This is a genomic window from Candidatus Formimonas warabiya (assembly GCF_002777255.1).
In the GTDB taxonomy this organism is placed as follows: Bacteria; Bacillota; Dehalobacteriia; order Dehalobacteriales; family Dehalobacteriaceae; genus Formimonas; species Formimonas warabiya.
In genome coordinates this window covers 3,367,518-3,386,732 of sequence record NZ_CP017634.1, presented here as the reverse complement: position 1 = coordinate 3,386,732, position 19,215 = coordinate 3,367,518, and the positions used below count along the sequence as shown (strand labels likewise).

The 19,215-nt window shown below is 48.6% G+C and carries 25 protein-coding genes; all 25 read left to right on the top strand.

The window, feature by feature from the left end; genetic code table 11:
* Positions 1 to 9 precede the first annotated feature (9 nt).
* The 25 genes from rho to atpH all read left to right on the top strand — a co-directional run bounded on the left by rho (position 10) and on the right by atpH (position 19,196).
* Positions 10 to 1,263, top strand: a complete 1,254-nt coding sequence (rho, locus tag DCMF_RS15535) for a transcription termination factor Rho (RefSeq protein ID WP_148135263.1) — start codon at positions 10 to 12, stop codon at positions 1,261 to 1,263.
* Positions 1,264 to 1,512: 249 nt separating this feature from the next.
* Positions 1,513 to 2,352 carry a peptidoglycan DD-metalloendopeptidase family protein gene (locus DCMF_RS15530; RefSeq protein ID WP_148135262.1) on the top strand — a complete coding sequence of 280 codons (840 nt, stop codon included), beginning with the start codon at positions 1,513 to 1,515 and terminating at the stop codon, positions 2,350 to 2,352.
* A 157-nt stretch (positions 2,353 to 2,509) separates the two neighbouring features.
* Entirely contained in the window at positions 2,510 to 3,781 is a 1,272-nt protein-coding gene (locus DCMF_RS15525; protein ID WP_236860036.1) for a radical SAM family protein, read from the top strand.
* Between the two features lie 157 nt (positions 3,782 to 3,938).
* The gene (gene rpmE / locus DCMF_RS15520) at positions 3,939 to 4,142 is read left to right on the top strand and encodes a 50S ribosomal protein L31 (RefSeq protein ID WP_148135260.1); all 204 of its coding nucleotides are present in this window, start codon (positions 3,939 to 3,941) and stop codon (positions 4,140 to 4,142) included.
* Between the two features lie 100 nt (positions 4,143 to 4,242).
* Positions 4,243 to 5,124 (top strand): DUF1385 domain-containing protein, encoded by an 882-nt coding sequence (locus tag DCMF_RS15515; RefSeq protein WP_148135259.1) that lies wholly within the window; start codon positions 4,243 to 4,245, stop codon positions 5,122 to 5,124.
* Between the two features lie 20 nt (positions 5,125 to 5,144).
* Positions 5,145 to 6,212, top strand: coding sequence for a peptide chain release factor 1 (prfA, locus tag DCMF_RS15510; RefSeq protein ID WP_148137933.1), 1,068 nt, complete (start codon positions 5,145 to 5,147; stop codon positions 6,210 to 6,212).
* The gene (prmC, locus tag DCMF_RS15505) at positions 6,212 to 7,075 is read left to right on the top strand and encodes a peptide chain release factor N(5)-glutamine methyltransferase (RefSeq protein WP_148135258.1); all 864 of its coding nucleotides are present in this window, start codon (positions 6,212 to 6,214) and stop codon (positions 7,073 to 7,075) included. The genes prfA and prmC overlap by 1 nt, the downstream gene beginning before the upstream one ends.
* Positions 7,076 to 7,080: 5 nt before the next feature.
* Positions 7,081 to 7,650 (top strand): chromate transporter, encoded by a 570-nt coding sequence (locus DCMF_RS15500; protein ID WP_214658639.1) that lies wholly within the window; start codon positions 7,081 to 7,083, stop codon positions 7,648 to 7,650.
* 71 nt (positions 7,651 to 7,721) lie between these two features.
* Positions 7,722 to 8,246 carry a chromate transporter gene (locus DCMF_RS15495; protein WP_148135257.1) on the top strand — a complete coding sequence of 175 codons (525 nt, stop codon included), beginning with the start codon at positions 7,722 to 7,724 and terminating at the stop codon, positions 8,244 to 8,246.
* Positions 8,247 to 8,266: 20 nt separating this feature from the next.
* The gene (locus tag DCMF_RS15490; protein ID WP_148135256.1) at positions 8,267 to 9,349 is read left to right on the top strand and encodes an L-threonylcarbamoyladenylate synthase; all 1,083 of its coding nucleotides are present in this window, start codon (positions 8,267 to 8,269) and stop codon (positions 9,347 to 9,349) included.
* 102 nt (positions 9,350 to 9,451) lie between these two features.
* Entirely contained in the window at positions 9,452 to 10,183 is a 732-nt protein-coding gene (locus DCMF_RS15485) for a ZIP family metal transporter (protein ID WP_236860035.1), read from the top strand.
* Between the two features lie 83 nt (positions 10,184 to 10,266).
* Entirely contained in the window at positions 10,267 to 10,851 is a 585-nt protein-coding gene (locus DCMF_RS15480) for a manganese efflux pump MntP (protein ID WP_148135255.1), read from the top strand.
* 13 nt (positions 10,852 to 10,864) lie between these two features.
* Positions 10,865 to 11,341 carry a low molecular weight protein arginine phosphatase gene (locus DCMF_RS15475; protein WP_236860034.1) on the top strand — a complete coding sequence of 159 codons (477 nt, stop codon included), beginning with the start codon at positions 10,865 to 10,867 and terminating at the stop codon, positions 11,339 to 11,341.
* A gap of 63 nt (positions 11,342 to 11,404) precedes the next feature.
* Entirely contained in the window at positions 11,405 to 11,854 is a 450-nt protein-coding gene (rpiB, locus tag DCMF_RS15470) for a ribose 5-phosphate isomerase B (protein ID WP_148135254.1), read from the top strand.
* Positions 11,855 to 11,887: 33 nt separating this feature from the next.
* A complete protein-coding gene (locus tag DCMF_RS15465) occupies positions 11,888 to 13,138 on the top strand; it encodes a serine hydroxymethyltransferase (protein WP_148137929.1) in 1,251 nt (416 codons plus the stop codon).
* Between the two features lie 94 nt (positions 13,139 to 13,232).
* A complete protein-coding gene (upp, locus tag DCMF_RS15460; protein ID WP_148135253.1) occupies positions 13,233 to 13,862 on the top strand; it encodes a uracil phosphoribosyltransferase in 630 nt (209 codons plus the stop codon).
* A gap of 14 nt (positions 13,863 to 13,876) precedes the next feature.
* Positions 13,877 to 14,326: a deoxycytidylate deaminase gene (locus DCMF_RS15455; RefSeq protein ID WP_148135252.1), complete on the top strand. Its 450-nt coding sequence runs from the start codon at positions 13,877 to 13,879 to the stop codon at positions 14,324 to 14,326.
* A 57-nt stretch (positions 14,327 to 14,383) separates the two neighbouring features.
* Positions 14,384 to 14,653 (top strand): MazG-like family protein, encoded by a 270-nt coding sequence (locus DCMF_RS15450; RefSeq protein WP_148137928.1) that lies wholly within the window; start codon positions 14,384 to 14,386, stop codon positions 14,651 to 14,653.
* Positions 14,654 to 14,677: 24 nt separating this feature from the next.
* On the top strand, positions 14,678 to 15,802 hold the full coding sequence (wecB, locus tag DCMF_RS15445) for a non-hydrolyzing UDP-N-acetylglucosamine 2-epimerase (RefSeq protein ID WP_148135251.1): 1,125 nt from the start codon (positions 14,678 to 14,680) through the stop codon (positions 15,800 to 15,802).
* A 593-nt stretch (positions 15,803 to 16,395) separates the two neighbouring features.
* On the top strand, positions 16,396 to 16,617 hold the full coding sequence (locus tag DCMF_RS15440; RefSeq protein WP_148135250.1) for an AtpZ/AtpI family protein: 222 nt from the start codon (positions 16,396 to 16,398) through the stop codon (positions 16,615 to 16,617).
* A gap of 6 nt (positions 16,618 to 16,623) precedes the next feature.
* On the top strand, positions 16,624 to 17,013 hold the full coding sequence (locus DCMF_RS15435; protein ID WP_148135249.1) for an ATP synthase subunit I: 390 nt from the start codon (positions 16,624 to 16,626) through the stop codon (positions 17,011 to 17,013).
* A gap of 27 nt (positions 17,014 to 17,040) precedes the next feature.
* A complete protein-coding gene (gene atpB, locus DCMF_RS15430; RefSeq protein ID WP_148135248.1) occupies positions 17,041 to 17,775 on the top strand; it encodes a F0F1 ATP synthase subunit A in 735 nt (244 codons plus the stop codon).
* Positions 17,776 to 17,847: 72 nt separating this feature from the next.
* The gene (gene atpE, locus DCMF_RS15425) at positions 17,848 to 18,060 is read left to right on the top strand and encodes a F0F1 ATP synthase subunit C (protein ID WP_148135247.1); all 213 of its coding nucleotides are present in this window, start codon (positions 17,848 to 17,850) and stop codon (positions 18,058 to 18,060) included.
* Positions 18,061 to 18,159: 99 nt separating this feature from the next.
* Positions 18,160 to 18,660 carry a F0F1 ATP synthase subunit B gene (atpF, locus tag DCMF_RS15420; protein ID WP_148135246.1) on the top strand — a complete coding sequence of 167 codons (501 nt, stop codon included), beginning with the start codon at positions 18,160 to 18,162 and terminating at the stop codon, positions 18,658 to 18,660.
* Positions 18,657 to 19,196: an ATP synthase F1 subunit delta gene (gene atpH, locus DCMF_RS15415; RefSeq protein WP_148135245.1), complete on the top strand. Its 540-nt coding sequence runs from the start codon at positions 18,657 to 18,659 to the stop codon at positions 19,194 to 19,196. Before atpF ends, atpH begins: the two co-directional genes overlap by 4 nt.
* Positions 19,197 to 19,215: the final 19 nt, after the last annotated feature.

Below are 19,215 nucleotides of genomic sequence, written 5' to 3'. Positions count from 1 at the left end.
GAGGTTCATATGTCAGTTGCGGATTTGGAAGCCAAGACCATGGCCGAATTATATAAAATCGGCCGGGAATTGGAAATTCCGCGGTATTATCAATTGCATAAAAAAGAATTGATTTTGGAAATTATGAAGACAAAAACGGAAAAAGACGGGCTGCTTTTTGCCAAAGGAATCCTGGAACGTTTGCCGGACGGTTATGGCTTTTTACGGCCTGTGGGCTATTTGCCCAGTGCGGAAGATATGTATGTATCTCCCTCTCAAATACGAAGATTTGATTTGCGTACAGGTGACTGCGTGGCAGGTCAAATCAGAAAACCGAAAGATAGCGAAAAATATTATGCTTTGCTCAGGGTAGAATCTATCAATGATATGGACCCGGAGTTTTCCCCCGAAAGGTCCCATTTTGAGGGACTTACGCCCATTTATCCCCAGGAGAGAATTACTCTGGAAACGAAAGAACGGGACCTGGCGACCCGGATGATCGATCTGATTGCTCCCCTGGGAAAGGGACAGAGAGGATTGATTCTGGCGCCTCCAAAGGCAGGAAAGACCACCCTGCTGAAAAAGATCGCCAACAGTATCAGTCAAAATTATCCGGATGTCAAGCTGATGATCCTGCTCATTGACGAGCGTCCGGAGGAAGTAACCGATATTTCCCGTTCCGTGAAAGCGGAAGTCATCAGTTCCACTTTTGATGAACTGCCGGAAAATCATGTCAAAGTTGCCGACATGGTATTGGAAAGGGCAAAAAGGCTGGTGGAACATAAAAGGGATGTGGTGATCCTCATGGATAGTATTACCCGGCTGGCCCGGGCCAACAACCTGGTCATTCCTCCCAGCGGCAGAACCTTGTCCGGGGGATTGGATCCTATCTCTTTACATAAACCGAAAAGGTTTTTTGGCGCGGCCCGTAAAGTTGAAGAGGGGGGCAGCCTGACCATATTGGCCACGGCCCTGATCGAAACGGGAAGCCGGATGGACGATGTGATCTTTGAAGAATTTAAGGGTACCGGCAACATGGAGCTGGTGCTGGACCGGAAGCTGGCGGAAAGAAGATTATTCCCTGCCATTGACCTGAAACGGTCCGGGACCAGACGGGAAGATCTGCTGCTAAACAAAGAGGAAATTGAGTTAATGTGGCATTTCCGCCGCATCACGGCTTCCATGAACAGTGTGGAAGTAACGGAAATGCTTATAGATGCCCTGGATAAAACCAAAACCAATGCGGATTTGCTTAGAGCCTTACCAAAGCTGTTCCCCGAGTAGGCTTTTCAAGAGTCGAGGAGACGGTCTGGGAAAATTTGTGGACTCAGCAAAGGTGTACAGAAACCTGAGATCAAATTATCGAAAGAGATAGAGATGGCATACGACCGGACCTATCTTTTTTGTTTTCCCGGTACCCGGTAACCGGTTCCCGGATCCAGAAAAAAGCTCTGAGCTTTCTCCTGCGTATATTTTTCCCACCTTTTGTCAATTATATAGGACGAGTGGTTCTCAGGAAGGAGTTGGAAATGCATGAATAAAGCCACAAAATACATTGCCGTGATGACCGCTGTCCTATTCATATTGTTTCCCATACAGGTTTCCGCCACTGAGGAAGAGAATGAAAATTCCTACCGGATTACCTACTATGTGGAAGCGGGAGATACCCTGAGCAGGATTTCCCAACACTACGGAGTTGATTTTGAGCTGCTGGCAGCCATGAATAATTTAGATACGGACGCAAGGGTTCTTCAAGGACAGCGTATTTATGTCCCCAGGGAACCGGAAATTAACTATTCTTTGGAAGCGGGAGATACCTTGTGGAATGTTGCTCAAAAATACGGGGTCCATGTGGATGATCTGGTTAGCTACAACCAAATTACCGATCCAGGCAGGCTAAAAATCGGCCAGGTGATCAAGATACCGGTACAAAGTGCTGAGGAAATGACCCCTGTCAGAGTCGCTGCCAAACCTGCGCTCAATGTCGCCTCCCGGGGACTAAGCGGATTGTCTCTGCCGGTAATGGGGATCATCAGTTCCGGTTACGGGTGGAGAAAAAGCGGTTTTCACCATGGAACGGATATTGCCGCCAAGACGGGAACACCAATCCGGGCCGTAGAAGCCGGGAACGTGATTTTTTCAGGATGGCGCGCTATTTATGGGTACTCTATTACCATTGATCACGGCAATGAAATACAATCTGTTTACGGACATGCCTCTAAACTGCTTGTCAAAAAAGGACAGCAGGTAAATAAGGGGCAAATAATTGCCCGGGTGGGTGATACGGGTAGAACCACCGGTCCTCACTTGCACCTGGAAATTCATGTAAACGGCAAGACAGTGGATCCGATGCGTTATTTGCCTAAATTATAATTCTCACTTGACTTTCTTATTCAGGTAACATACATTAAAAGGCGATATAGTTTATCGCCTTATTTTTTTGGCAATCCCAGGACCCGAATTCCTGCTTTGATGGTTTCCCGGTACCCGGATCCCGAGTCCCGGACTTTTTTAGTAAAGGATGGTATGCGTGCCTAATCTGCTTTTTGCCCGAAGTAACGGCGAGTTATTGGATCTGCCTGGCCTGAAGATGGCCGGACGGACAGGATTCTCTCTTGTCTCTCCCCGACCGGATGAGCTGATTCCTCTTCCCCAGGGAGCCACCCTGACTGCCCTGCCCGGCCGGCTCCCGCTGGGGATAGACAGGCACACGGGGAAGTTCCTGTCCTTAGGCTTTAATCCGTACAGGAGAAACAAAGAAAGGGTTTGGGCGGTAGGGGCTTTGCTTCCTCAAGGCTTTACACGGACCCTGGTGCCTGCCTATGCCGGTGCGAAAGGGCAAAAAACTCTTCCCTTGTTGGGTTATACGGCAGTAGGCCTTCACCGGGGCAAATTTGTGGTGGCGGCAGTTCAGACCGATGAGGATTTTCTCTGGAACCCGGAAAATTATCATACACATGATCTGCCGGAACGGGTAAATAGAAAAAAGCGGGAGTTTCCCCAAAACCGGCTGGTAGCTCAATTGGCTACCTGTTCTTTGGAATACGGCTGCTTTACCGCCCAAAACATTTTTTACGGCAGGTGGGAAGGGGGAATCCCCGTTTCGCCGGAATGCAATGCCCTGTGTGTGGGATGCATTTCATCTCAACCCTCAGAATGCTGTCCGGCGCCCCAGAGACGATTGAATTTTGTCCCCACCGTCCAGGAAATTGTTGAATTGGCTGTGCCCCATCTGCATAGCGGAGAGAATGCCATGATCAGCTTCGGCCAGGGCTGTGAAGGAGAGCCGTCTCTTCAGGCCGGCTTGATTGCGGAAAGTATCAAACAGGTGCGCAAGGAGACCGCTCAGGGGACGATCAACATCAACACCAACGCAGGGCATACGGCAAATATTAAAAAGATTGTGGATGCTGGTATCGATGCGATGCGGGTAAGCATGATCAGCCCTACGGCCCAAATCTATCACGCCTATCATCGTCCCCGAAATTATGGCATGGGGAACGTGATTGATTCACTGGCTTATGCCGCCCGGGCAGGGGTTTTTACTTCCCTAAATTTGCTGGCCTTTCCCGGCTTTACCGATGACGAATCTGAAATAAAAGGTTTAATCGATTTAATCAAGAGGGCGGAAGTGAAAAAAGTACAATTAAGAAATTTAAATATTGATCCGGCGTATTTTTTAACAATCCTTCCCGAAAGGAAGTACAAAACAAGGGGAATTCCCGGCATGATCAGCATGCTGCGGCAGGAAGTACCTGATTTGGAAATAGGCAACTATTCCAGAGCCGTGATGCGTGAGTAATTCAGGGACGGTTCTTGAATTGAAAAGCGCGGTGTAATGATTCTCCGATGCCCTTGACGTGTTCCAGTTTTGCTGTTTACAAATTAATCCCAATATGCTATAATGTTGCCCGTTGACATAAAATGGTCAAGTTAGGGTAAGAAAAGAGGTGACGGGCATGAAAGAAGGTATTCATCCGAAATACCAGGAAGTAGAAGTTGTTTGCGCATGCGGTAATAAATTTACCACCGGCTCTACCAAAAAGAGCATCAGGGTGGAGGTTTGTTCGCAATGTCACCCCTTCTACACAGGAAGCAAGAGATTGCTGGTGGAACAAGGTGGGCGTGTTGATAAATTTAAGAAAAAATACGGCATCAAATAAAAGCAGAGCTCAAGTGCTCTGCTCTTTCTTTATTTTCCCCGTCTTGCCTGGAATACTTTAATTGAGTATAATGTGTTTTAGGTAGAAAGAAGGTGCTAAAATGGCGAAGCCATTTCAATATGGTGGTCAGGCTGTGATCGAAGGCGTGATGATGTTGGGTGCAGGGGGCAGCGCGATTGCTGTGCGCAAGCCTTCCAACGAAATTGTTTTGAAAGAAAGTACCCGTGTTCCTTTAAGAGAAAGATTCCCTGTGCTGAAGTGGCCCATCCTCAGAGGGTGTGTCTCCTTGTTTGAGTCGTTAATTTTAGGCATGCAGGCGATCACCTGGTCTGCCAGTCAGGTGGGGGAATCGGAAGAAGAGCAGTTAACTTCATGGGAATTAATCGTTACCGTGGGAATTGCCCTTGTTTTAGGGATCGGCCTATTTATCGTCGTCCCGGTATCGGTAGCAGCCTTTGCCCTGCCCTATATCGGGCAGTTTGGGCGCAGTACTCTGGAGGGGCTGATCCGGATCGGTCTTTTTATTGGGTATGTGGTTGCCATCGGCCGGATGAAGGATATTCAGCGCATTTTTGCCTATCACGGGGCAGAGCATAAAACCCTTTCCACATATGAGGCCGGTGAAGAATTAATACCGGAAAATGCGCGAAAATACAGTACCATTCACCCCCGGTGCGGCACCAGCTTCATTTTGATGGTAATGCTGCTGATGATTTTTATTTTTACTTTCGTGGGGCAGACAACGGTATGGCTGCGTATCTTAATTAAGTTAGTGATGATGCCGGTGGTTGCCGGATTAGCTTATGAGGTGATCAAGTTTTCCGGCCGTCACTGTGAGTCTAAGCTGGTGCGTTTTTTAGTAGCTCCCGGCCTTTGGCTGCAAAAACTGACTACCCGGGAACCCGATGATGCCCAACTGGAGGTGGCGATTACTGCTCTTAAGGCGGTATTGCCGGAAAAAACAGAAGTCTTAGTAAGATAATTTTTTGTTGAGGTGATATGATGATTGATAAGCTGCAGGCTTTGGAAGATAAATATGAGGAGCTGGCCCAGCTGATCGGAAACCCCGAGGTGATTGCGGATCAAACGGAATGGAAGAAACACGTCAAAGCCCATTCCGATCTGGAAGATGTGGTGGGCGTCTTTAGAGAATTCAAGAAAGCCACAGCCGGACTGGAAGACGCCAAGATGATGCTTAAGGATAAGCTGGATGATGATTTTAGAGAAATGGTGGAATCTGAAGCGGAAGAATTGGCAGAGAAAGTATCCCTGCTGGAAAAAGAACTGAAGGTGCTGCTCCTCCCCAAGGACCCCAATGATGAGAAAAACGTGATTGTGGAAATCCGGGCGGGAACGGGAGGAGACGAAGCCGGTTTGTTCGCCGGGGATTTGTTTAAAATGTATGCCCGGTATGCGGAGAAAAAGGGCTGGCGTATGGAAGTTCTTGACGCCCATTATACGGATCTGGGCGGGTTCAAGGAAGTAATCTTCCTGATTGAAGGAAAAGGAGCCTACAGTAAACTTAAGTTTGAAAGCGGGGTGCACCGGGTCCAACGCGTGCCTGACACGGAGGCCAGCGGCCGGGTGCATACCTCTGCGGCCACGGTGGCGGTGCTTCCGGAAGCCGAGGAGGTAGAGGTGGAGATCAACCCCAATGATATTCGGGTGGACGTATTTTGCTCCAGCGGGCCCGGCGGTCAGTCGGTGAATACTACCCAATCGGCCGTGCGTATTACCCATATTCCTACGGGAATTGTGGTATCCTGCCAGGATGAAAAATCGCAAATCAAAAATAAGGATAAAGGGATGCGCGTTTTACGGGCCAGATTGCTTGAAAAATACCAGGAAGAACAGCAAGGGGAACTGGCCAATACCCGAAAGACCATGGTGGGGACAGGAGACCGCTCGGAACGGATTCGTACCTACAACTTTCCTCAGGGCCGGGTAACCGATCACCGCATCGGCCTGACCCTGCACAAACTGGAATGGGTCCTTCAAGGGGAGTTGGATGAAATCATTGAGGCCCTCATTACCACCGATCAGGCGGAAAAATTAAAGAAGGTTGACTAGTGAAGGATTTTAGCGAAACCGTGATAGGATTACTATCCCAGGGAAAAACAACTCTGGCCGGCGCGGGAATCGAAAACGCCCGGCAGGAAGCGGAAATACTCCTGGCTTTCAGCATCGGGGTAGGATACAAAGACCTGTTGGTCCAATTGGATCAGCCTGTTTCAGCCGGGGCAGCCCGGAAGTATGCCCAATTGGTAGAGAAACGGCGGGAAAAACATCCTTTGCAGTACTTGACAGGAATCCAGGAGTTTATGTCTTTAGCGTTTGAAGTCAACGAGGCTGTTCTGGTTCCCCGGTGGGATACGGAAAGCCTGGTGGAACTGGTACTAGATAAAATGAAACATTTTGCCGCTCCTGCAGTAGTTGATGTAGGTACCGGCAGCGGGGCGATCGTGGTTAGCCTGGCTAAATATTATCCCCAAGGGGAATATTATGCCGTAGATATCTCACAAGATGCCTTGGAGGTAGCAAGACGGAATGCCCTCCGCCATGACGTGGCCGGGAAAATTACTTTTCTGCAGGGAAACCTGCTGGAACCATTTTTGGGCGGGGGAGATTATGATATCGTCGTGTCCAATCCCCCGTATATTCCCCAGAAGGAGCTTCCTTATCTCCCGGCCGACGTTCAAAAGGAGCCCCGCTTAGCACTGGATGGCGGGGAGGACGGGCTAAGCTGCTACCGGCTGTTGGTGCCCCAGGCCCAAAGGGTGCTAAAGCCGGGCGGATTTATTTTTTTGGAAATCGGCGATCACCAGGGGGAAGATGTTTCTGCCCTGTGCCGAAGCTATGGTTTTTCCAACGTCACAATCTCTCAAGATTATGGACATAGGGATCGAGTCGTATCCGGACATCTAAAGAGGTGAATAGAGTGTCCCAGGAAAAAGCAGCAATGCAACCCACCCGGGAAGAAAACTTGTGGTGGGCCCTTTTTTTAACTTTTTTTAAGATTGGCGCCTTTACCATCGGGGGCGGCTATGCCATGCTTCCTCTGATAGAAGAGGCGATTGTCCGGAAAAAGAGATGGATGGAATCGGATCAGTTTTTAGATATGATCGCGATTTCTCAATCCGCTCCCGGCGTGATTGCCATCAATTCCGCAGTTTCCGTAGGCTACCGGATCGCCGGCTTCCCCGGCGCTCTTGTCGCCACCTTTGGCGCCGCTCTTCCCTCTTTTCTGATCATTATTTTGATTGCTGTTTTTTTCTCGAACTTTCGTGAGAATCCTTACATAGAGGCTTTTTTCAGGGGGGTTGGCCCTGCGGTTACGGTGCTTCTGGTCTTAGCGGCCGTAAATATGGGCAAGAAAGCTGTTTTTGATCGGGCGGGCATCCTGATGATCGGGGTTGGCCTGGCGGCGATCATTGGGTTCGGTGTGCATCCGATCTGGGCGATTTTGGCAGCCGGCGTGTTTGGGGCGGTGTATTATCGGAAACGATAAGGATGGACGGTGTATCGGAACCCGGATCCCCGGTAACCGATAAGAAAGAAATGCAGAATAAGGAGTATGTTATGCCTATTCTCATACAATTGTATCTTACCTTTTTCAAAATCGGCCTTTTTTCTTTCGGCGGGGGCTATGCGATGATCCCGCTGATGGAAAAAGAAGTGGTACGGATCCATGGGTGGCTGACACTGTCCCAAATGGTGGATATTATTGCCATTTCTCAAATGACGCCGGGACCGATTGCCATTAATTTAGCAACTTTCGTGGGTTATCAAGCGGGCGGCTTTTGGGGATCTGTCGGTGCCACCATCGGCGTCATTACCCCCTCTTTTCTGATTGTGCTGTTAATCGCCAAGTTTTACAGCAGGTTTCGGGAGTGGGAAACGATGCAAAGGGTATTTAAAGGAATCAGACCCATGGTCGTAGCGTTGATTGGCAGTGCCGGATTGTCTATTGCCCAGTCCTCCATGGTTGATGCAAAAGCCGTCATCATTGGCGTATGCTCTTTTTTGGTATTACAATATGCTCAAGTATCACCCCTGTTTGTCATCCTGGGTGCCGGGCTTTTAGGGGTGATCCTTTACCGTTAGGAAGATGAGGTGGTGAAGATATGGAAACAGAATACATAATCGTGGACCCCTTAAAACCTGATCAAAATGCTTTAAAGAAAGGGGCCCGGCTTTTACAGCAGGGAGAGGTGGTGGCTTTTCCCACGGAAACGGTCTATGGGCTGGGGGCAAACGCATTAGACGTTCAGGCAGTGAAAAAAATTTATTTAGCCAAAGGCCGCCCCTCGGACAATCCTTTGATCGTACATGTGGCCGACAGGGAGCAATTAATTCCTTTGGTCAAAGAAGTCCCCGAGAAGGCCTATGATTTGATCGACAAATTTTGGCCGGGACCATTAACCTTGATTTTTCCCAAAAGCGCCTTGGTACCGGGTGAGGTTACCGCCGGACTGGATACGGTTGCCGTGCGCATGCCCAAGCATCCCGTCGCTTTGGCATTGATTAAGGAGGCCAATGTTCCGGTGGCTGCTCCTAGCGCCAATGCCTCAGGAAAGCCCAGTCCCACGGAGGGAAAACATGTTTGGGCCGATCTGAACGGAAAAATACCTTTGGTGCTTGACGGCGGGGCCACAAAGGTGGGGGTGGAATCTACCGTCCTGGATGTGACCGGTGACCTGCCCCTGATCTTGCGGCCAGGAGGAGTAACACGGGAAGAATTACAGAGCACCATCGGACCGGTGGAATATGACCCGGGCTTAACTGAAAAGAAAGTGCCCCGGGCACCGGGAATGAAATATACCCATTATTCTCCCGAGGCCGATGTGGTCCTGATTACCGGAGAGGCCAAAGAACGGAAAGAAAAAATGAAAAGGCTTTTTCTGCACCTGACACAGGAAGGAAAAAAGGTGGCCCTTCTTTTATCGGAGGAGACCCAAAAGGAAATGACAGGCCAAATTGTACCCTATTATCAGGAAGTATTGGGATCACGGCAGGACCTGTCCGGGATTGCCCACCGGTTATTTTCCGCTTTTCGCAATTGTGATTTATCCGGGGCGGAAATTATTCTCATTGAAGAATTTTCCCATCAGGGGATGGGAGCTGCGGTAATGAACCGAATTCGCAAGGCGGCGGGTGGTGTACAAGACGCCCCATTGACCATAGATATGGGGGATCTGGATGATTGAGTAATGGTCCGGTGACTGTAGCCTTGGGAAAGGAATGAGTTAATTAGGGCATAAATTACGAAAAATTGAATAATTTTGAAGTAAAATGCTTTTGCGAGGTCTATGATGCAGACGATACTGCTTTATAGCGTGGTCGCCGGTTTAGCCACCTGCCTGGGCGGACTTTTGGTTGTGGTGATCCAAAAACCGGGGGAAAAGTTCCTGGCCTTAACTTTAGGATGTGCTGCCGGGATCATGTTTGGCGTGGCCATCCTGGATCTGATCCCCTCTGCGTGGGTCTATGGCACCCCGGCAAAGTTTTTTTCCGGATTTGGGGCGGGCGTGCTGCTGTTAAAAATACTGGATCTCATTTTGTCAAAAATTACCCTGGGCGTGCCCCGGGCCAGAGACCGCATCTATTTACTGAACATGGGCTATCTGGTGGCAATCGGCATTGCCCTCCATGACCTGCCTGAAGGGATGGCGATTGCGGTTGGTTATGAAGCGGCGGGCCAATTGGGACTTTTGATTGCTTTGGCGATCGGACTGCATAATATTCCGGAAGGAATGGCCATCTCCGCCCCTTTGAAAATGGCAGGGATGAGAGGCGGGACTATTCTTCTCATCACAGGCCTGACCAGCATCTTTACACCTCTGGGTACATGCATCGGGCTGATGCTGGTTTCCTTCTCCCGGTATTTTATTTCATTTTTGCTGGCAGCGGCAGCAGGGGCGATGCTGTACATTGTGTTTGGAGAGATTGGACCTGAATCAAGACGCAGGCATCCCAATTATGCCAAATTAGGTATTGCGGCGGGCATTATGGTGATATTGTTAATATCCCTCATCCATTAGGTTTTCTTAGAAAGGATCTGCCGAAATATGAAATGGGAAAGTGGCATATAATAAGGGTAATCTTTGTCTTGGAGGAAAAACGCATGAGCCTATACACTCTCCTTTTGATCGCATTAGCCCTGGGAACGGATGCCTTTGCCCTGGCGGTGGGAATTGGCGTCACCGGAATCAGAAAGCAAAGAATCATCATTGTCTCTGCCGTGGTATGCTTGTTTCATATTGTGATGCCTTTAATCGGGCTGGGGATTGGGATCGTGCTGGGAAATTTAATTGGGGATGTGGCCACGATTATCGGTGCTGTGGTCTTGATTCTGATCGGATTAAACATGCTTTGGGCTGTGATCAGGCAAAGAAATGTCGTGTTTTCCCTTCCCCAAGCCAAGAAGCAGTTGAATTTTTCCCGGAAGAAAAACCAGCCTGTGGAATCTTTCTGGGGATTGATCATGCTGGCGGGGAGTGTCAGTATTGATGCCTTAAGCGTAGGTTTTGGCTTAGGCGCTTTGAAAGCCCAGATTTGGGGAACAGTAGCTGTTTTGGGCATTGTGGCGGGAATGATGACCGCCCTGGGATTTTTTTTAGGCCGGGGATTGGGAAGCTGGATGGGAGAGAAGGCGGAGATAGCCGGAGGAATCATTTTGGTAGCAGTAGGAACAAAATTGCTTTTTTAGGGAGGGACCATGAGTGGACAAGCAGAGGACCATACTTTTTGTTTGTACGGGAAATACCTGCCGCAGCAGCATGGCTGAGGCGTTAATGAGACACAAACTTGAAGAGCGAAATATTGGCCCGCACGAGATCAATATTCTGTCCGCCGGCACAGGGGCTTACGACGGATGTCCCGCCTCTCCCCGGGCCACAGCGGTGTTGAAAAGCAAGCATATTGATCTTTCTTCCCACCGGTCAAGAAGGCTAACCCCTTCTTTGATTCAGGAGGCAGACTATATTTTTACCATGACCATGATCCAAAAACAGCAGGTGCTATTTCTGGATCCCGGGGCGGAGAAGAAAACCTACACCCTAAGAGAATTTATTTTTCCCCATGGCCTATCGGATGTCAATATCGATGATCCTTACGGGGGAGATGAGGAACGTTATCAAAAGTGTGCTGAGGAGTTGGAAGCAGCCATTGAACGGCTGATAGAAAAAGTAATTTGCTGATTTAAAGGAAAATGTTGTTTTTTGTAGAATTTTTTTATTTTATGAATTTGTGAGGTGGACAAGTTGAAGCTGGCACTGGGCAGTGATCATGGCGGATTCCGCATGAAGGAAATGATCAAAGCGTATCTGCGCACAGAAAACATAGAGTTTGAAGACTTCGGGACTGCCGACGAGAATGCGGTGGATTATCCCGACTTTGCCGAAAAAGTGGCTGAGGCCGTGGCCGGGGGGCTTTATGACCGGGGGATCTTGATTTGCGGTACGGGGATTGGCATCGGCATTGCGGCCAACAAAGTCCCTGGAATCAGGGCCGCTTTATGTCATGATGTATTTTCCGCCCGGGCGTCCCGGGAACATAATAACGCCAACATTCTGACCATGGGCGAACGGGTGATTGGCCCGGGCTTGGCCCTGGAAATCGTAAAAACCTGGCTTGCCGCTGAATTTTCCGGGGGGCGTCATGCCTGTCGGGTGGAAAAAATTGCCGAGCTGGAAAGGAAATATTATAAATAATCATCAAGATGCGGAGGAGAGTTTGTGGAGGAAATGGAGTGTAGGAATTTTGTGGAACAGGTAGACCCGGAAATTGCCCGGGTGCTCCAAATGGAATTGTCACGGCAGCAAAAGAAGATCGAGCTGATTGCTTCGGAAAATTTTGTCAGCCCGGCCGTGATGGCTGCTCAAGGTTCTGTATTAACCAACAAATATGCGGAAGGGTATCCGGGCAGAAGGTATTATGGCGGCTGTGAATGTGTGGATCTGGCGGAAGACTTGGCCAGGGAACGGGCTAAGGCTGTTTTTGGTGCGGAACATGCCAATGTGCAGCCCCATTCGGGCGTTCAAGCCAATACCGCCGTGTATTTTGCCCTCTTACAGCCGGGGGATGCAGTTCTGGGGATGAATTTAGCCCATGGCGGCCATTTAACCCATGGCAGCCCGGTGAATATATCAGGAAAATATTTTCATTTTTTCTCTTACGGTGTGGATAAAGAAACGGAACAGATTGATTATGATGAAGTGAGAAGAATTGCCCGGGAGTGCAGGCCAAAACTGATTGTGGCGGGGGCTAGTGCTTATCCCAGGACCCTTGATTTTGCCGAGTTCCACAAAATTGCCCATGAAGTGGGTGCAAAATTGATGGTAGACATGGCCCATATCGCCGGACTGGTGGCGGGCGGATTGCATCCCAGCCCTGTCCCTTATGCCGATGTGGTCACGACTACCACCCATAAGACTTTACGCGGACCCCGGGGCGGCATGATCCTGTGCCGGAAAGAATACGCGGAAGCGATCGATAAGGCCATTTTCCCCGGCATTCAGGGAGGCCCCTTAATGCATGTGATTGCCGCGAAAGCTGTGGCTCTTAAAGAGGCCCTGACGGATGACTTTATCCTTTATCAGCGGCAGATTATTGCCAATGCCAGGGTGTTGGCGGAGGAATTAACCCATTATGGCTTCCGGCTTGTTTCCGGCGGCACCGATAATCATCTTTTATTGATTGACCTGAGGAACAAAGGCCTGACCGGAAAGGAAGGGGAACACATCTTAGATGAGGTGGGCGTCACGGCAAATAAGAACGCCATTCCTTTTGATCCCCAAAGTCCTTCCGTTACCAGCGGCGTCAGAATGGGTACCCCTGCCGTAACAACCAGAGGAATGAAAGAAGCTGCCGTGAGAAAAATAGCGGCGATCATTGATGCTACTTTGTCTTTGGGCAAAGACCCGGATAAACTGGGGGCGGCCCGAAAAATGGTACGGGAATTAACGGAGGAATATCCTCTTTACGCAGATCTGTAAAAAGGGGCAGGGGACGATTCCTTGTGCGGGAAACTATTTTTTTCGTGACAAGGAGCCGTCCCCTGTCATAGCATAGAAAGGAATGGGAGTTTTCATGGCAAAAGTCCAAGTATTTGATCATCCCTTGGTTCAGCACAAATTGACGATGATCCGCGATGAGAATACGGGGGTTAAATCCTTTCGGGAACTTGTCGATGAGCTGGCAATGTTGATGACTTATGAAGTGACGAGAGATTTTCCTACGGAAGAGGTTGATATCACCACACCGGTGGCGCCCGCAAAGGCCAAAGTGATTGCCGGGAAAAAGGTGGCCATCGTGCCCATTCTCCGGGCCGGGCTAGGCATGGTAAATGGTATTCTGCGCCTGATTCCTGCTGCCAAGGTCGGTCACATCGGCTTGTACCGGGATCCGGAGACTTTACTGCCCGTCGAGTATTATTGCAAGCTGCCCAATGATATCCAGGAAAGAGATGTGATTATTGTCGATCCCATGCTTGCCACCGGAGGATCGGCCGCCGCGGCGATCGGGTTTCTGAAAGACCGGGGCATTAAAAGTATGAAATTAATGTGTCTGATTGCTGCACCCGAAGGGATCAGGGTCGTCCATCAAGCCCATGAAGACGTGGATATTTTTACAGCAGCCATTGATGATCACTTAAACGAGCATGGGTACATTGTTCCCGGTTTGGGAGATGCGGGAGACCGGCTGTTTGGCACAAAATAATCGGGGGATGGGATATGAGAAAAAGTTGGGATCAGTATTTTATGGAAATTGCTTACTTGGTTGCTTCCCGGTCCACCTGTTTAAGGCGCTCTGTGGGTGCGGTGGCGGTGAGCGGGGATAACCGGATTTTAGGTACCGGTTATAATGGGGCTTTGCCTGGGGCACCCCACTGTGATCAGGTAGGGTGTCTCCGGGACCAGCTGGAAATTCCCCCGGGCCAGCGCCAGGAAATTTGCCGGGCCCAGCATGCGGAGGCAAATATTTGCAATTTTGCCGCCCGGCACGGGGTAGCCTTGGACGGGGCCACGGTGTATGTAACGAATCAGCCGTGCACCACCTGCATTAAGGCCATGGCTACCAGCGGCATCAAAAAAGTGATTTTTGACGGGGACTACCCCGACCCCTTTGCCTGTCAGATTGCCCGGGAAGTCGGCATGGAACTGGTAAAATTAAAGGGAGGTTGAGTGTGTGTGGTAACGAAAACGATTAGTTTGCCCAAATTGAATAATCTGTCCCCCACCATGGAATCAACGGCTTTAAAGCTGATGGAAGAAACGGGTGAACTGGCCCAAGCGATCGGGAAATTCCGCGGTTTAAATGGAGAGCAGGTTACGGTAAAGGAAAGTGAAGTCGTACAAATGATTGCGGAGGAATTACTGGATGTGGCCCAAACGGCTGTTTCCATGATGTTTGTGATTGAGGAAAAGTTTGGCGTCAACATTGATTTTGTCGTTAGAGAGCATATCGCCAAGTTGAAAAAGAAAGGATATATAAAAACCGAGGACGCGTAACTTACTAGGAAAGGAATCTCCACTATGATTAAAGTTCTCTCCGTTTTCGGCACCAGACCGGAAGCAATCAAGATGGCGCCGGTGGTGAAAGAATTAAGCAAATTTCCCGGAGAAATTGTCTCTCAGGTGGCCGTCACCGCTCAACACAGGGAAATGCTGGACCAGGTTTTAGACTTGTTTCACATCGTGCCGGACTATGACCTGAATCTGATGCGCCACGGCCAAACCCTCTATGACATTACGGCGGGGGCCCTCTTAGGCTTAAAGGATATTTTAACACAGGAAAAGCCGGATTTGGTATTGGTCCATGGGGATACCACCACCACATTTGTGGCGGCTTTGGCGGCCTATTATCAACAAATAAAGGTGGGACACGTGGAAGCGGGATTAAGAACCGGGAACAAGTACGCCCCCTTTCCGGAAGAAATGAACCGCCGCATGGCGGGAAGTTTGGCCGACTATCATTTCGCGCCCACGGAAACCTCGAAGAAAAATTTACTCAGGGAGAATGTACCGGAAGAGAGCATTATTGTCACGGGCAATACCGTGATCGATGCTTTGCTGGAGACGGTAGGTAAAGAATATTGTCTGACCGGGTTAGGTTTGGATCAGGTAAACTGGAAGAAAAAGATTCTCCTGGTCACCTGTCACCGCCGGGAGAATTGGGGAGCACCCATGGCCCGGGTTTTCCAGGCCATTCGAAAAATAAAAGAGATGCGACCGGATACGGAAGTGATTTTTCCTGTGCACAAAAATCCTCTGGTACGGGATCTGGCCCGGGATATTTTATGTGGCACAGGAGGAATTCATTTGATTGAGCCTCTGGACTACCAGCCTTTTTCCAACTTAATGGCGAAGAGTTATCTGGTACTCACCGATTCAGGGGGGATGCAGGAGGAGGTTCCTTCCCTGGGCAAACCTGTGCTGGTCCTTCGGGATACCACGGAAAGACCCGAGGCATTGGAGGCGGGTACCGTCAAACTGGTGGGTACGGATGGAGAAAAAATTATCAAAGAGACGGTACAGCTGATAGACAACCCTCATGCCTACCATGAAATGGCAAATGCGGTGAATCCTTATGGAGACGGGAAAGCATCCGGGCGGATTGTTCGGGCCATATTGAAGTTTTTTAGGGGAAATAGCTGTTAATTCTATGTTAACGCTATATTAAGAAATGCGCAAAAAATCTAACATATCGCACTAAATTCAACTTGTTCAAAGAAGAACAAAGGCATAACATTATCTTAAACATAAGTAAAAAGATATCGAAATATAGGGTTTGATGGTTTATTTCTTGGTCCGGGAAGCTTTGCCGGATGCGTTGAACCGGTGGGCAGCGGAGAAATTTACAAATGAATACATACATTCTCTTTTAAAATTGAATAATGAATAATAGGTGCAAGCATTGACTCTGGCAAAACAAGGGTAACCGTATCTAAAAGCTCCAGGCTGGTAAGGATGGAGCAATCTACAGATCTGACGATCTATATATTGGGAGTCTTAGGCGGAGGCTGGACCGATCAAAAGCCCGGCACGTCCCCTTGGTTTATGATGGTGAGAATATGGCTTGCAATTTTTATGTCCATTCGGTGTTGGCACCGGACAGGATGAAGTGGGATCCATGTTAATTTTTGGCACCGGCAGGAATAAGACATTTGCTGTAGAATACTAGCCAGATTATACGAAAATTGGGGACTTTCCGGGGGATTACCGCCATATTTGGGAAAAAGGCAGGAGGATGTATGGTGGACAAGGACCGGCAGAAAGTATTACAGGCACTTGCGCTTGTTTCAACGATTGGTTTCGAAATGGCGACCTGTGTGGTCTTAGGTTTTTTTGCCGGACGCTTTTTGGATCAAAAAATGGGTACGGATCCTTGGTTGATGTTGGGGGGAGTTATTTGCGGCGTGGTCGTGGGCATGATCGGAATTTACACCTTGGTAACTTCCTTCTGGAAGGAATGAAGGCAAGTGGAATTTGAACGGATTACATCCAGGGTTTACCGGCAGGGACTTTTCCTGATGGGAGTTGCTTTGGTCTGCTGGCCTTTCCTGAAAGATAAAACCCTGGTATACGGCTTTTTGTTTGGAACATCGGTCAGCCTGATTTGTGCCTATTTGTTGATAAAATATACCACCAAAGCTTCCGCCATGGATATTTGGCAAGGAAAGTTTTTGTTGAAGCAAGTGGCCGGGATTCGGATTACTTTTATGATTGCCTCTCTTTATATTGCGGCAAAACTTCCCGAGATATTCAATCTAATGGCGGCAGGCGCCGGGTTGCTGGTGGTTCCCCTGATTATTCATTTAAATACCACGATTTCTGCTTTTATTAGTATTATTCATTCAAATAAGAATTAATTTTTTCAAAGGGGGTGAGATGCTCATATGGAACACGCACAGGTCATCTGGAACTTTTTCGGACTTGAAGTAAATGCCAAGACGATGATTATGACCTGGATTGTTATGGCCGTTCTGCTAATCCTGGCTTTCTTTGTTCGTTCGGGGGCGGATATGAGAAATCCCGGACGGATTGCCAATTTTTTTGAATGGGTTTTTGATTTCGTTTCCGGGTTGGTAAAAGCGAATATTGATGAAAAGAGGGGCGCCAATTTAATGTCTTTGCTGGTCACCTTGATTCTCTTCATCTTCTTTTCCAACTTATTGGGACTATTCCCCAATCTGACTTTCGGAGTCTTTGGCCATATTGTGGAAGGGCCGACCATGGCATCACCGACTGCTGATTTGAACACGACCCTTGCCCTGGCAGTCTTAGTGAATGTCTTAGCGATTATCCTGGGTATTAATTATCAGCGCGGCCATTATTTCAAACATTATTTGGAGCCCTTTCCGCCATTTATTTTCATCCATTTAGTCGAGTTGCTGGCAAAACCGGTCACCATGGCTTTCCGTCTTTACGGAAATATCTTTGCGGGAGAAACTTTAATTGCGCTAATTTTGTCCATGCCGATTTTGGGATTGGTTTTCGGCGGGTTTATTCCCCAAATTGTCTGGCTCGGGTTTAGTATTTTTGTAGGGGCTATTCAATCTTTTGTTTTCACCGTTTTGACCATTGTTTATATTTCTCAGGCCATTGGGGCCGCTGAAGCAGAGTCTCATTAATTTTTTGGAGATTTTCTGGATTGAGGATTTTTAACAGAAGTGAAATTCGGAGATGAGAAAGGGGGGATATACATGGGTGCTTTAGCAGCAGGTATTGCAGTAGGTTTGGCAGCTCTCGGTGCAGCTATTGGTGACGCTCTCGTTTCCAGTAAAACAGTTGAAGGGATCGCCCGTCAGCCAGAGGCCAAAGGTGTTCTTCAAACGACCATGTTCATTAGTATCGGTCTGATTGAAGCTCTTCCGATTATCGCAGTGGTGGTAGCGTTCTTGTTAATGAATAAGTAATTCTGATTAGGGTTCGGCGTGTGGGAAGAGGGCGATTGGGCGGCTTTAGGTGCGGTCGCCTTCTTTATACGCCACATTTACCTCGAGAGGAGGATTCTGATGGAGATACTGCAAGAATTGGGATTAAACGGCACATTTCTCGTCCAGTTGGTTTGCTTTGTGGTGCTGGTATTCCTGTTAAAACTTGTAGCTTATAAACCGCTTGTGAAGATTATGTCCGAGCGTAAAAAATATATTGCAGAACAGATCAACGCTTCTGAAGCCAGCCGGGAAGCAGCAGAGCAAATTAAAACCGGTTTGGAAGCGGAACTGAAAAAAGCCCGGGAAGAAGCCCACGCTATTGTGGAACAGGCGACGAAAAATGCGGAAAGCCTGAAAGATGAAATTCTGGCCAGCGCCAAGTCAGAAGCGGCGAAGGAATTGCAAAAGGCGAGAGAAGCGATTGAGGTGGAAAGGGAAAAAGCGGTGGCGACCCTGCGTCATGAGGTAGCTACCCTGGCCGTGCTTGCGGCCGGAAAGATTCTGGGTAAGGCCATTTCCACTGAAGAGCATCAGGAGCTTGTGGATCAATATATTCAAGGGGTAGGCGAAATTCAATGATCAATAAAACAGTCGCCAGACGATATGCCCAAGCGCTTTTTGAAATTGCCAAAAATCACAATGCCCTGGACAAATATGCCGCGGACTTGAAACTGATCATGGAATTAATGGAGAGCCGGGAGGATTTGAAAAAGTTTTTTTATGGCCCTTTAGTACCGGGAGCCGCCAAGAAAGACCTGATCAAGAAGGCTGTTTCCGGTGCGGTGGACCCCATGGTGTTTAATTTTATCAACCTGATTATTGATAAATCCCGGGAAATTTTTCTGGCAGATATCGTGGAAGAATTTAATCAATTTTTAGCTGCCGAGAATCAGACCCTTACGGCAAAGGTGCGCTCGGCGGTGGCTTTAACGGAAGCTCAGACCGGACAATTGGAAGATAAGCTATCCCGTCTGACCGGGAAAAAAGTTAAGGCTGCCGTAAATGTGGATCCGTCATTAATTGGCGGTATCGTTGTGCGCATAGGCGATACGGTTTATGACGGCAGTATTGCCAAACAGCTCAATATTTTAAAAGAACACCTCCAACTGATATAGTTGGGAAGATAGGGGTGAA